The organism is Olivibacter sp. LS-1 (assembly GCF_008245145.1).
Taxonomy (GTDB): domain Bacteria; phylum Bacteroidota; class Bacteroidia; order Sphingobacteriales; family Sphingobacteriaceae; genus Olivibacter; species Olivibacter oleidegradans.
In genome coordinates this window covers 204,939-219,594 of record NZ_CP041643.1, presented here as the reverse complement: position 1 = coordinate 219,594, position 14,656 = coordinate 204,939, and the positions used below count along the sequence as shown (strand labels likewise).

Annotated in this window: 8 protein-coding genes; 3 read left to right on the top strand and 5 right to left on the bottom strand. The window is 44.1% G+C overall.

Going from position 1 to position 14,656, the window contains the following annotated elements; genetic code table 11:
- Window positions 1-5: 5 nt before the first annotated feature.
- The 5 genes from FKG96_RS00810 to FKG96_RS00790 all read right to left on the bottom strand — a co-directional run bounded on the left by FKG96_RS00810 (window position 6) and on the right by FKG96_RS00790 (window position 7,437).
- The gene (locus tag FKG96_RS00810; protein WP_013664113.1) at window positions 6-1,556 is read right to left on the bottom strand and encodes a RagB/SusD family nutrient uptake outer membrane protein; all 1,551 of its coding nucleotides are present in this window, start codon (window positions 1,554-1,556) and stop codon (window positions 6-8) included.
- A gap of 25 nt (window positions 1,557-1,581) precedes the next feature.
- Window positions 1,582-4,926, bottom strand: coding sequence for a TonB-dependent receptor (locus tag FKG96_RS00805; RefSeq protein WP_149104984.1), 3,345 nt, complete (start codon window positions 4,924-4,926; stop codon window positions 1,582-1,584).
- A 96-nt stretch (window positions 4,927-5,022) separates the two neighbouring features.
- Window positions 5,023-5,994 carry a FecR family protein gene (locus tag FKG96_RS00800; RefSeq protein ID WP_130855086.1) on the bottom strand — a complete coding sequence of 324 codons (972 nt, stop codon included), beginning with the start codon at window positions 5,992-5,994 and terminating at the stop codon, window positions 5,023-5,025.
- Between the two features lie 98 nt (window positions 5,995-6,092).
- Window positions 6,093-6,659 carry an RNA polymerase sigma factor gene (locus FKG96_RS00795; protein WP_013664110.1) on the bottom strand — a complete coding sequence of 189 codons (567 nt, stop codon included), beginning with the start codon at window positions 6,657-6,659 and terminating at the stop codon, window positions 6,093-6,095.
- Window positions 6,660-6,840: 181 nt separating this feature from the next.
- A complete protein-coding gene (locus tag FKG96_RS00790; protein WP_130855087.1) occupies window positions 6,841-7,437 on the bottom strand; it encodes an RNA polymerase sigma-70 factor in 597 nt (198 codons plus the stop codon).
- A 795-nt stretch (window positions 7,438-8,232) separates the two neighbouring features.
- On the opposite strand from FKG96_RS00790, the gene FKG96_RS00785 reads away from it, so the two are divergent.
- From FKG96_RS00785 to FKG96_RS00775, 3 genes are read left to right on the top strand one after another with little or no spacing between them, the layout of a single operon-like run.
- Window positions 8,233-9,219 (top strand): FecR family protein, encoded by a 987-nt coding sequence (locus tag FKG96_RS00785; RefSeq protein WP_130855088.1) that lies wholly within the window; start codon window positions 8,233-8,235, stop codon window positions 9,217-9,219.
- Window positions 9,220-9,247: 28 nt separating this feature from the next.
- On the top strand, window positions 9,248-12,763 hold the full coding sequence (locus FKG96_RS00780; RefSeq protein ID WP_130855089.1) for a SusC/RagA family TonB-linked outer membrane protein: 3,516 nt from the start codon (window positions 9,248-9,250) through the stop codon (window positions 12,761-12,763).
- Window positions 12,764-12,774: 11 nt separating this feature from the next.
- Window positions 12,775-14,613: a RagB/SusD family nutrient uptake outer membrane protein gene (locus FKG96_RS00775; RefSeq protein ID WP_207303723.1), complete on the top strand. Its 1,839-nt coding sequence runs from the start codon at window positions 12,775-12,777 to the stop codon at window positions 14,611-14,613.
- Window positions 14,614-14,656: the final 43 nt, after the last annotated feature.

The window sequence follows — 14,656 nt, the reverse complement described above, 5'->3', positions numbered from 1 at the left end:
TTTCGTTAATAGCCGGGGTTCTGGATTAATTCGGGATTGACACCTACTTCTGCAAAGGGAAGCGGATACAAAAGCTTGTTCTCATCTACCTGATAGGAGGATGGTACTAAATAGCTATGTGTTTTCTTAAGTTCGGCCCCATAGGCATTCATGGTTTCGATCGCCTTGCCTGAACGGAGTAGATCAAACCAACGATGGTTTTCAAAGGCGAGTTCCACGCGTCGCTCATGTAGAATGAGCTTACGGGCATCTTCCTGCGAAGTGGCTGTTAAAGGTGCTGCTTGCGGGATTGCCCGGCTCCGTACACGATTGACATGTACCATGGCTTCTTGGGTTTTGCCTTGCTCGTTCTGTACTTCTGCTAATAGCAATAAAGCATCGGCAAAACGATATACCGGCCAGTTATCATTGGTATTGTTCTTATCGGTATGTGGATTGAGGTACTTTTTGATGAAAGGAACCCCTACCTTTCCTGCTGGAGCCTGATAGTTTACAATACTTTTTTGAGCGGTTAGGGTAAAGTAATAACTGCCATCGTACGTACCTTCAGCAACGCCAATGGAAGCTTCTAAGCGTGTGTCACCCGTTTCATACGCCCGAATGATATCTTGGGTCGGGGTGTTCCAACCGCCGCCGCCATCTGTGGCGGTATTTTGGGTGGCTACGCCGTAGGTAATAATAGCGGTATTATAACATTTAGGTAAGAAGATATAAATGAAGTTGCTTTGCATGCCGGTTTCCAGCCCTTGCATGAACTGTACTTCGAAGATGGATTCGCGACTGTTTTTATTGGCTGTGGAGAAGACATCCGCGTAGTTTGGCAGTAGACTATACCCCATCGCTTCTAGGCTCAAGAGCAAGTTTTCTGCTTGTGCGTATTCTTTTCGGGTGGCATAAATATCCGCCAGTAGCATCGTAGCCGAGCCTTTGCTAGCATATCCCGATTGTGGAAACTTACTTGGCACCGGTAACAGTGCAATAGCCTCCGAGGCATCATTGATAATCTGGGTATACACTTCTTCTATCGATGCACGGGGAAGGAAGGCGTCCGCTTCATTATTTACTTCTTTTAAGTACAGTGGGACACCTCCGAAATAGCGGACAAGCTTGAAATAATAGAAGGCACGAAGAAATAGGGCTTGCCCTTTAAAGTTATTTTTTGCTTCGTCGTTGAAACTGGCCTGATCAATTCTCGCTAACACGACGTTGGCGCGAGAGATGCCTTTGTAACTGTCGTAATAGATCTGATTGGAATAGTTATTACTGGCATCGTTGGTGAAATCGGCAATATCGGCTTTCATTTCAACAGCGGTACCTTGGATAGCAGGGTTATGTTCGTAATGGGTGTTATCAGAACGCATCTCGGCCGTATAATAATCCGGGCCTACCGTACGTAAGGGATTGTAGGCAGCATTGATAGCCTGTGTAAAGTCGGCCTCGGTTTTAAAGAAATTGGTTTCGGAAACCTGATCTTCGGGCGACAGCTCCAAGACATTTTTGCATCCCTGTACGAGGAAAACAAGCAGAACCGATAAGATGGAAATATATTTTTTCATGTTTTGTCTATTTTTTATATGCACGTTATTGGAAAAGGACATTTAAACCAAATGAGATGGTGCGTGGTACCGGATAGGCATTTTCGTCGATCCCGATGCTGGCGCCGTCTAGCCCGTCTAAGCTGATTTCGGGATTCATGCCGGAATAACTCGTCAGTATAAAGACATTTTGGATAGAGGTGTAGAAACGGATTTGCTTAATGGGGCCGAGACCTTTAACGGGATGTCGGTAGCCCAGTGTGATGTTCTTCATTGCCAGATAGGAGCCATCTTCTACCCATTGCGAATTGACTTGCCGTCCGATACCGGTTGAACCGGTTTTAGTACGCGGAAATTGGCCGGAGCCGGTCTCCTCAGGTGAACGCCAGCGGTCGGCCGCCTCGGCTAAGAGGTTACGCGCGCCGTCCATATTGGTTAAATAGGCCCATTTGGCCGGTAGAATAATGTCACCGCCAATAGCTCCCGCCATGGAAATACCTAAATCGAATCGTCTGTAGGTGAAGTTGTTGGTAAACCCGAAGAGGAAGTCAGGGTTCGGGTCACCAATAAAAGTACGGTCGTTCTCGTTGATAATACCATCGCCGTTCATATCGCGCATTTTAATGGTACCGACGTCCGAATTCGTTTCTTTGGCTGAGTTGGCTAAATCTTCTGCATCTTTATAAAGGCCTTCGAAGATGTATCCGAAGAACATGCCCAGTGGATACCCTTCCTGATTGCGGTAGTAATCAGCACTGGTGGTGTTGTTCCTGCGGAAATAGCCAGGGCTCACCAGTGATTCAATGCGGTTTCTGTTTAAGGATAGATTGAACGCCGTATTCCAGCTGAGTTCGCCAAAGTCGAACTGACCTCCCAAGCTGAATTCGTGTCCCCAGAATTTGATTTCGCCTACATTGGAAGTGATGCTGCTAAAACCGGATGCTTGTGGAATAGGGCGCGCTTGTATCAAGCCGTCCGACAGCTTGTGGTAGTAATCATAGGTAAAGAAAAGTTTATCGCCAAAAAAGGAGGCATCTAAACCGATATCGAATTGCTTACTGCGTTCCCATGCCAAGTTGGTATTGCCTAAGGTGGTAATAGTAGTGCCGGGCGCTAAACTTCCGTTAGCTACATAGTTGGCAGTGCCTAACTGCGCAATATGGGTATAGTTACCTATATTGTTATTTCCGGTGATACCGTAGCTGCTGCGGATTTTGAGCAGGCTTAATGTTTGACTCCAGCGCTGCATAAAGGATTCATCGCTCAAGATCCAACCCAACGAAAAGGAAGGAAAGGAACCGTATTTTTGATCACGGCCGAAGCGACTGGAACCATCACGGCGCATGGAGGCGCTGATGAGATAACGATTTTTGAAGCTATAATTGATTCGACCCAGATAGGAAATCAAACCATAAGCCGTGGCATTACTGGAGCCGCCGGTGATGTTGGCAGCTACGTTAAGATAAGGGACTTCATCGCTGGCGTAGTTGCGTCCGGTAACGGTATTGCTTTCCTGATCGAAAGATTGATAGGAATAACCTGCCAAGACGTCGATGGAATGTGCCTTCCAATGTTTAGTATAATTTAGATTGGCTTCTGCCGTATAGCTATAGTTTGTTACGGAACTACTGGTGCCTGTAGAGATGTCATCACCGTTAATAAGGGCAGGCGAAAAGAATTGCCGTGATTCATCACCTTTATCGATACCGAACAAACCTTTCAGGCTGAGGCCGTCCCATATTTGATAGTTAAGATGAGCATTACCTAAAATACGGGTGGTTTTATAGTCGTCTTTCACCATTAGATAGCGAGCCAGTGGATTGATGTAGTTAACCATACCGGGAGAGCTGGCGTATTTAACGAGGTTACCGTTTTCATCATAGGGATTGATTAAGGGGCTCGCCTCGGAAGTTTTTTGGACAATGCCTTGAATACCGTCGTCTAAGCGGTTGTTGTGATCTAAACGATAGCTCGGAGCGAGGTTAAAACCAACCTTTAGCTTGTCGTCAAAGAGATTATAATCTTGATTGATACGAAGGGAGTAAAGTTGGGTACCGCTATTGATAACAACTCCTTGTTGATTCTGGTAGCCTGCCACAACCGACGATGCGGAGTGTTTACCTGCGCTGGTGAAACTTATATCGTATTGCTGAATGGGGGAGGTACGGGTTAACAAATCAAACCAATCGGTACCTTCACCATATTGCTCGGGATTTTGATAAACCTCCGGGATGGTGCCTTTATAGCCTTCATAGCGAATCATGTCCTGATAGCGTTCGTTCATGAACGTCGCATACTGGCGGGCATTCATCATGACGGGTACACCGCGACTTGGAATGGTTTGGATACCATAGTTACTGTTTAGTTCCACTTTGGTTTGATCGCCGGGTTTCGCATGTTTGGTGGTGATAAGGATCACACCGTTTGAGGCCCTTGACCCATACAAAGCGGTAGCTGATGCGTCTTTCAATACGGTGAAAGATTCGATTTCTGCGGGATTGATGTTATTGATGCTGCCAGTGATTGGCATACCGTCGATAACAAAAAGGGGGGAATTGCCGGAGGAGAGGGACGCTGCGTTACGAATACGCCAGGACATCCCCCTGCCAGGTTGTCCTGATGTTTGATAAATTTGGACACCGGCCAGTTTACCCTGTAGTTGTTGTGCAAATTGGTTGACAGGCATATCCTGTAAATTTTCGGCACTGATTTCTTCCAGTGCACCCGTGATTTCGCGTCTACGTTGGGTACCGTAGCTCACAACCACTTCTTGCAGTTGCCCCGTTCCGCGTAAGCTCACCTGTAGCGATGTTTCTTTATTCTCCAGAACGTTGACACCTTTTTGCTCGTATGTTTCATAACCAATATAGCTCACACGGAGTGTATAGGTACCGGGGTAGGCCTGAAGGGCAAAGCTGCCATCTTCTTTGGTCATAGTGCCGTTATTGGTTCCTAATAAACTGACGCTCGCACCGATAAGTGGATTGCCTTCCGTGTCTTTGATAAAGCCGGCGAGCCTTCCGGGTTGTTGTTTGCGGTTGATGTAAATATTTCCTTTGTTTACTTCGGGAACTAAGGCGGCAGTTTCGGCCAAATACTGCAGAAGCACGTCTAATGTAGTACGCTTTTGAGGTAGTTCTACTACGATCTGCCCATTAATCTGGCTTGGGCTATAGATCAGGTTGAAGTCTGATTGCGCCTGAATGGTTTGCAGCACCTCTTCTAAGGCGATGTTCTTCGACTTAAATTGAATGACTGTGCTGCTGGTTTGCTGTGCCTCGCTTTTATGTGCTAACAGGGTGCCGGCCATGGATAGCAAGGTGAGGAGGGTGATGCATGATAACTTCATAAATGCAATGAAATAAGTGACCAGTATTCGTTTTTTTGGCATATCTTTATTTGTTTTTGATTTGTTTGTGGAAGAACGATTGAAAACAGATGGAACCGGAACTGCTGTCAACAGTTTCGGTTTATTGTTTAACGGGTTTTAGTTGTGTATATGAACCTCCTTTTTCTTGATGGTATATTGAAATGGATTGATTTTTTGTAAGGCTTTTAGCACGGCCTCCAGCGTTGGATCTTCAAATCGGGCAGTGAAGGTTTCATGTTGCCCCCTGCGTAGGTTTAAATGAATGCTTACGCCATACCATGTTTGTAGCTGAGCAACAACTTCTTTCCAAGAGGCGCTTTGAAATACCAGCTCATTATAAATCCAAGCGTGCTCGCTTCCGGGTTGGATGGCCTTGATTTGGTGCCTGCCATTGATATAATCGTAGGTGAACTGCTGCCCGGCGGTAAGCACAGTATGCTGTATTTTACCTTGGTTATGGCTAACGCTCACCTTGCCGGTATTGATACTTAAGCTGTATTGATTGCGATGATTCTGTACTTGTAAATTAAAGGAAGTACCAAGTACGCGCGTTTGCAGCTTAGTTGTGTATACGATAAAGGGTTTATGCTGATTGGGATATACTTCAAAAAAAGCTTCTCCCTGGTCAAGATAAATAGCGCGATTGGGACCGGCAAAGTGTTGATCATACCGTATCGCGGTATTGCCGTTTAACCAGATTGTGCTACTGTCCGGTAGTCGCAATTTAGCCCGCTGCCCTGGTTCAGTGTGAAAGGTAAAAAGTTTAGGTACAGGCTGTTTACCTTCGCTGCCGCTTTGGCTCCTTTTACTAAAAAGAATAAATACACCGATCAGCAATGCGATAGAAGCTGCGATACTACTTGTGAACCATAGCCTGTGAGTATCATTCCGGTTTCGATGCTTTAGGGGTAAATGTTCTTGAATACGTGATAGTATCGCTTCTTCTAATTCCTGAACCTTTCCGGTAGCTAAGGGCTGTTCGAATCGCTGATCAGCTTCGAACCAGCGATCGATCAGTTCTCTTTCTTCTTGGCTACAAGTGCCCCTGAGATACTTCTCTAATAAATTACGTATCTTATCTTGATCCATGTTGGTGCGTTTATTCTATAGGAGTAAAAATGCCGACATGGGTACCAATGGGATTAGGTTATCAAATTGTTAATAAATTATGTGTTTTATGTTGTGGGCTAAAAAAAGAATATAACGGAGAGCATGTGATCTTTAATAGCCAGTCGTATTTTACGCTTCGCGTGTCCTAATTGATTTTTGACAGTTTGCTCGGCCAATCCGAGTTCTTGTGCAATCTCTTCAGTGCTCAGATTGTCTTCTTGATGTAAGCGGTAGATATGCTGTTGCTTGGTAGGGAGTGCATCCACTTCTTTTTTCAGTTGTGCCTCCAATTCTTCTGCAAATAATTGCTGGTCATCGGCATGGGTTAAGGTATCGATAAGTTGACGGTAATCGAATCGATGCGCTTCGTCCTTTAGCGAGCGCTGCATACGTCTGACCAACTCATATTTGGTCATGCTATATAGATAAGCTTCTACCGAACCTTGAATATGAATGTTTTCCTTCTTTTGCCATAATTGGATGTAAATATCTTGTACAATGTCCTTTGCTTCTTCCTCATCTTGCGTTTTACGGAATGCCAATTGATAAAGCTTTTGCCAAGTATCCCTATACAATGATGTGAAAGCGACAGAATCACCGGCTTTGCTGTGTTCGAAGAGTTCGTCTAAGATAGAACCAGACATAAGGTTAGACACGTTCGGCCTCAAAGCTAGTTTGCTAAATTTAACTTCTTGTTAAGCAGTTGTTATTTTGGTGTTATGCTTTACTGTTTGTGCCTCGATATCCGCGAAGGATTTATTTTATATATCCTATCCCGTTTGTAAAGCTGATTTGAAGGGTATCCATAATACGTGGGATATAAACTTATCGGTTAGATAAAAAAGAATAAAGGATGAGAAGTAAGGTTTGTTCCACGATAGATTTGCGTAATATAGCGTAAGATTTTTTCAATTGATTTTTAACCGTATGAATGGAAAGATTATAACGATCTGCAATTTCTTCATTACTCAGACCCTCATCGCGTTTTAAGATAAAAATCTGTTGACATTTTTCGGGCATTTGTGCTACGGCTTCATCTACCAAGCTAAAAATATCCCCCTTTTCTTCTGATTCAATTTCTCCACCAATCGACCAATCACGATCCTTTGCATAATATTCTTCACGGGCAGCTCTGGCCGTTAATTCTTTTAATAAATTGATCGCTTTATTTTTTCCCAAGGTGTACATCCAGGCCCCTATCGAGTCAATTTTGCCTAAATGCTCTCGACCTTCCCAGATCTTCACAAACACGTCTTGCGTAATTTCTTCTGCAAGTTCCCTGGAATTTACCAAACGAAGAATAAATTGGAACACCCGTTCTTCGTAACGCATCATCAAGCTTTCCAATGCATAGGCATTACCTTGCTTGATCTCCAACAGCAATGCTTTTTCTTGCTGTCGAGACATGACCGGTTGATTCATAAGATACCTCTTTCAGATTACAGCGGCAAAAGTAATAATGCTATATTATCTTAATGTTACGTTCAGTGATTGTATAAAAGGAACCTTTTTTTAAATCAATTTGTTGTCACTCTGGCTTAATCCAAATTTTTTCGTTCTTTATGTTTCATTAATTTTTTCTCACTTTACCTTTGATGCAAAGTGAGGCAAACATCAAGGCTGCACATCCTTTCGCTAAAGATTTAGGCCACAAGCGCAATCCTGTGGAGCCGCTCCGCCACGCTTGTCAACCCTTCGCTTCTTCACATGATTTTTTCCCAGGGTTATCCTAAATCTTCTTAACGCTCATGCTGTGAGGCCGTTTTCCCTTCACACAGGGCTATAGTACCAGGCTAAAGAATAATACGTTCGGTTAAAAGTAAAAGCCCTCCGTTCCGCTAAATGTCGCCTCCAAAATTTACATTTCGTATTGGGAGGCACTACCGTTCCTGTAAATTTTGCCTGCCTGCGGTAGGCAGGAAGCGACGAGTTTATTCACATATTGTTTATTTCATTAGGCGTTCATGAGCTCGCCTTGCTCGGTTTTGCGTCACTTTTTGCGGAAACCACGAAGTAGCATGAGTGCCTTTTAAAACAAACAATAACGAATAAAAGTGACTAAAGAAAAGGTTCCTTTAATATAAACACCCAGACTGTTATATCAAAAGTGAAGCTGAGTTTACAGATACTTAGTTTACTTTTTCTTAACAAATCTTTAAACGAAGCTTAATCTCTGAGCGTAGCTCTTTTCAATAGGTCGTTCTGTCATCTTATTAGATGAATGAGACGTTATTACAAACCCTATTTAAAAAGTATAGAAGTCAAACCCTAAGTGAAGAGGAAAGGGAACTTTTTTTCAGCTTGCTGGGGAATCCCGAATATAAAGAACGAGTAGAGGAATTAATACGCGAACTATGGAAGGACACGGAGCACTTTGAAAATGCCCCGCTAACATCGGCGGGGAAGAAGCGGATAGCCTCGGTAATGGCACGCATCGAAAGCCCTGAAAGAAGAGTAAAGAGGAGATTCCCAGCCTTCTGGGCAGCGGCAGCCAGTATTGCCTTGGGGTTTGGGTTGGCAATACTTTATTACGCCCAACAGGTAAAAACACCAGGTCCGGAAGCACCTCATGTGACGGAAATAAAAACCAACTATGGCGAGAAAAAGAAAATCACCTTACCAGACGGAAGCTTAATTTACCTGAATGCAGGAAGTGTATTGCGCTATGCCAATACTTATAATAAACAGAATCGGGAAATTGAATTAATCGGCGAAGCCTTTTTTGAGGTAGCGCCGGATAAAGCACGGCCATTTGTTGTACGTAGTCAAGAGCTGCGGACTCACGTTTTAGGAACGTCGTTCAACGTGCGGGCTTTTGGTGACGACGATCATCTTTTTGTGGCGCTGATAACGGGATCGGTACGTGTTGACCATGACTCATCGTCCTCTGTATTAAAACCAGGCGAAAAAATCAACTATAATAAATTAACCAAGGAAAGTAGCGTGTTGCCCATCAATGATAAGGATTATTGGGGGCTTTGGCGTAAGGAGGTCTTGGCTTTTAACGGGCAACGTTTTGCCGAAGTAGCGTCCTTAATGGAAAAATGGTATGGTGTAAAAATCCATGTTAATAACCGGTCTTTGTTAAATCGGCGTTTCACCGGTGAATTTAAAGATTTACCCATTAACAAAGTGCTGGATATGCTAAGTAAGAGCAGCTCTTTCTCTTATCGAATTGAAAAGAATCAGGTCTATATTAAATAAGTTAAAATTTGCAAAATCAAAATCAGGGATGAACAATCGAATACCTAACTATCTAAACTTTATGCTGAAAGCGTTCAGCACTGGTTGCTTTGCTTTGTCGGTGGTGCTGTGGAGTTATAGCCTTGTTTGCGCCAACACGGTGAAGGCTCAAGAGCTATCGAAGACACTGGTGAAGCTCCATTTACGTAACAAGTCGCTCAAAGAAGTCTTGCAACAGTTGGAACGGGAAAGTGATTTCCGATTTGTGTACAGCGATGGGGCGATTCCGAAAAACAAGTCGCTTTCGCTCGAAATGGAAGGCACAATGGCCGAAGCACTAAATAAGATTTCGGCGCAAACGCATACGCGTTATGAGCAACAGGGAAACAACCTGGTAGTAACCTATAATCCTCCTAGGCAGATGATGCCACTTTCCGGAAAGATTGTGGACGACCAAGGAATGGCCTTGCCCGGTGCAAGTTTACGTATCCGTGAACTGAACAGGAGCACGGCGGCTAACGAAGAAGGGAACTACCTGATTTCTGTTCCGGCAGGCACTTATACCTTGGAGGTATCCTATGTGTCTTTTGAAACACAGGTGCGAAATGGGGTAGTGGTGGAGGAAGGTAAACCTACGACGGCCGACTTTCAGTTGAAAGCGAAAGGCGGCGAGTTAAATGAGGTAGTGGTTGTAGGATATGGCACGCAAAAGAAAGTAAACTTGACCGGTGCGGTAGATCAGGTGGGCAGTGAAGTATTTGAAGGGCGCGTGGCCGCTAATGCAACGCAAATGTTGGCAGGTGCCGTACCGAACTTAAACATCAATTTACAGGACGGGAAACCGACTCGTTCGCCGAGCTATAATGTGCGAGGTACCACCTCTATTGGTCAGGGTGGAAGCGCCTTGATATTGATTGATGGTGTTGAAGGTGATCCTTCGACCTTGAACCCAAACGATATTGAGTCGGTATCGGTCCTGAAAGACGCTTCCTCAGCAGCGGTATACGGTTCGCGCGGTACCTTCGGTGTCGTGTTGATTACAACCAAAAAAGCAGCTTTAGGAAAGACCTCTTTTACTTACAGCGGGAACACGTCCATGCAACAACTAGCGACGCAACCGGATTTTGTGACCGATGGCTACACCTACGCTTCGCACTTTTTTGAAGCTTATAATGCATGGAACAACTACTCGTCGGTGCCGAGTAAGTTAAATAAGACACAAATCTTTACGCTCGATTGGCTGGAAGAGTTTAAAAGGAGGAAAGAGCAGGGCATTACCGAAGAGGTAACCGTAAATGATAATGGTGAATATGTATATTATGGTAATGCGGATTACTTTGGCACCTTGTTGAAAGATAGAACGTGGGCGCAGGACCATAATCTATCTGTATCGGGTACAACGGAAAAATCAGATTTTTATTTATCGGGGCGTCTGTATGACTATAACGGTATTTATCGCTATAATACAGATGATTACAATAGCTATAACCTACGCGCAAAGGGCGGCTTACAGGTAACTGATTGGCTACGGATCAGCAATAATATGGATTTTAATTTATCTAAATATCATGATCCGCAAACGGCCGGTGAAGGAGGGAATATATGGCGCAATATTGACGATGAAGGGCACCCCACGTCGCCCATCTTCAATCCTGACGGTACTTTATCCTATTCTGCGGCTTACACGGTGGGCGACTTTATCTATGGCAAGAACGGTGTGGATAGCAAAAACGATAATTTACGGAATACGACTTCTTTTGAAACGAAGTTCTTTAATAACAGTTTCCATATCCGTGGGGATCTTACTTTCCGTAATCGCGATTTTACGTCTACGCGGATTAGGGTGCCCGTACCTTATAGCGTGAAGGAGGGAGAAACTCTGCTGTTACGTACTTCTTTCAACGATAACATTTATCAGCTTACCGAGAAGTGGCGCTACTTGTTTACGAATCTATACGCGGATTATGAAAAAACTTGGGGCGATCATTATTTTAAAGGTTTGGTAGGTTATAACTATGAGCAGCGGGTCTACGATGCCAATTATATTACCAAGAATGGTTTGTTAACAGAAAATACCGAAAATATTAACTTGGCTTTAGGCGAATCCGTAACAGCTACAGCGGGGTATAATAAGTATCGGATTGCGGGTGTCTTTTTCCGTGCGAATTATATTTTTAAGGATAAATACCTCTTTGAAGTGAACGGTCGTTACGATGGGTCTTCGAAGTTTCCGACCGATGAGCAATGGGCCTTCTTCCCTTCGGCTTCGGTTGGCTGGCGCCTTTCGCAGGAGTCTTTCTGGAATGTTAATCCGAAGGCCATTTCGGATGTGAAGTTACGGGCATCCTACGGTTCTCTTGGAAATGGAAACATCGATCCTTATACCTTCTTAAATACGTATAACATTACAACACAGGGTATTATTTTGAATGGGGCTAAAAATCCCGTAACCTCAAGGCCAACCATACGGCCTGATAACTTGACCTGGGAGACGGCTCGTACAGCTAACTTTGGTTTGGATTTGGTAGCACTAAATAGCAAGCTGACTTTTACCGGTGATATTTATACGCGCAAAACCTTGAATATGTATACGGTTGGTCCTACTTTACCGGATATTTTCGGAGCAGAATCACCAAAGGGTAACTACGCCGACTTAACCACGAATGGATATGAGATATCGATCGGTTATAATGACCAATTTAATATAGCCAACAAACCGTTCCGCTTCAGTGTAAAAGCCGGTTTGGCGGATTACCGTTCGACGATCGACAGGTATAATAATACCACGGGAGCTATTACCGACTATTATGCCGGGCAACGTGTAGGGGATGTTTGGGGCTATGTAACCCAAGGTCTCTTCCAATCGCAGGAAGAAATTGACGCAGCACCTAAACAAACTTTGATTAAATCTTCAAACTCGGGTGTGGTATATCCGGGAGATGTACGCTTTGCGGATTTAGATGGTAATGGCGTTATTGATTATGGTTCGAATACACTGAGCGATCATGGCGACAAGACTATTATTGGTAATACTGAACCGCGTTATATCTATAACTTCAACCTGAATTTAAATTATAGTAACTTTTATGTATCGGCGTTCTTTCAGGGTGTAGGTAAACAGGATTGGTATCCAAGTAACGAGTCGATTTTCTGGGGGCAGTTCAACCGGCCTTATAATAACTTGCCAACGTGGCACCTGAACAATTACTGGACGGAGGATAATCGGGACGCTTACTTACCCCGTTACGCCGGTTATAATACTTCCATACAAAATACGGCGCAAACTCGTTACCTGCAAAGCGTTGCTTATCTACGCTTGCGTAACCTGCAGGTAGGATACAATTTGCCTAAAGCCTTTGTACAAAAAGCCGGTCTGCAAGCGGTACGGGTAGGTTTATCCGGTGAGAATCTTTTTACTTGGTCGCCTTTATACAAGCACACCAAGGATATCGATGTAGCGAATATTGGTAAGTCTGATGAAGATGTCAGCAACTCCAATTCCGGAGATGGCTTTAATTATCCAACGATGCGCAGTGTAAGTTTTAATCTGTTAATCAACTTTTAAGATAAACAATCATGTTGAAAGAAATATATAGCGATAGCGGGTCGCAAAACAAGAAATCGAAACGCAATTGTACATTTAAAGTGATGAAAAGAAAGTGGATTCTATTGGCCATGGCAGCATTGGCGTTTTCATCTTGCGAATTGAATGAAACGCCTAAGGCTACCGCAACGGAAGAAGATGTTTTTGGGAGCGAAAATGGCTTAGCGGCTTATAGCCGCTCTTTCTATGGCATGCTGCCTGATGCAAGCAATGCTTATAATAGGGATGCAATGGCGGATTATGGCGCAGTAAATAACCTCAACAGCTTTATCCGCGAAGGCGGTTACTCTCCGGAGACAAGTGATGGTTGGAGCTGGGGTGATCTTAGGAATATCAATTATTTCATCGAACATTGCACTGATCCCAATGTGAGTGAAGCTGTACGCAATAATTACATAGGAATTGCCCGTTTCTTCCGTGCCTATTTTTATCTTGATAAGGTTATGCGATTTGGAGATGTGCCTTGGGTAGATCATGCTTTGGGTATTGACGAAACGGACATTTTATATGGGACAAGGGATTCGCGCGCCGTGGTAATGGAGCATGTGATGGAAGATTTGGATTTTGCTTCGCAAAATATTTCATCTACCAGCTCGGACGGATCACTGATAACGAAATGGACCGCTTTAGGCCTGAAAACAAGGGCAGCGCTATTTGAAGCTTCCTATCGGAAATATCACCCGGAGTTGAATTTCCAGGAAAGTGCCAATACTTTTTATCAATATGTAGTAGATGCCGCTACGGAATTAATGGAGAATGGCCCTTATTCTTTGTACACAGGTGCCGGTGTGGAAGGTTCGCAGCGGGCATTATTTATCAGTGACGCACCGCTTACGCAGGAAGTAATGTGGGCGGTAACAATGAGCGAGGATCTGGCGGTAATGAGCAGCGCCAACTGGTGGTGGACATCAGCAACCTACGGTCCGCGTTATAGCTTAGTACGTCCTTTTATTAATACCATTTTGAATCTTGATGGAACGCCTTATACCAGCCGGACAGATTTTCAAACGGAGGAATTTTATGACGAGTGCCAGAATCGTGACTACCGTTTAGCGCAGCTGATCCGCACCCCTGGATATTCTCGTAAGGGAGTGGCAGCACCGCCTAATTTTAGCAGCCATACCTATACAGGTTATCAGCCCATCAAATATATCTTGGACGACCCTCACTATGATAATGGAGCGTACAATACGAACGCGATCCCTTTAATGCGCTATGCGGAAATACTGCTGAATTTTGCGGAGGCGAAGGCTGAGCTAGGTACGTTAACGGATGCAGACTGGGCAAAATCGATCGGAGCATTGCGCGCACGCGCGGGTATTACCGGTGGTTTGACCACCTTGCCAACAACGGTGGACACTTATTTACAGCAAACCTTTTTTCCGGACATAAGTAACCCGATTATCTTGGAAGTTCGTCGCGAGCGACAAGTGGAATTGGCGCTGGAAGGTTTTCGTTTTAACGATTTGAAACGTTGGAAGCATGGCGAGCTCATGGCTAATTTGCAATGGTCGGGAATTTATGTGCCGGCACTGAATGTACTGATGGATCTTGACCATAATGGTAGCTATGATGTGGTATTCTATGATGGCAATACCGAAGGCCCAACAATCGCGGTACCGAGTGGTTGTGCGAAGGTAGCAATTGGCGGGAAAAGTACAAATTACCAGACATTAACGGCAAATAGGCATTTGGAATGGTTTAAAGCACAGCCTAGAAAATGGTATGAGGATGGCCGGCAGTACCTGTATCCTATTCCATCGACGGCCATTGTTAAAAATAACAACTTAAGCCAAAACCCGGGATGGTAAAGTTTTTTTAATTTTAAATAAATAAAATGATCCTTAAAAGAGT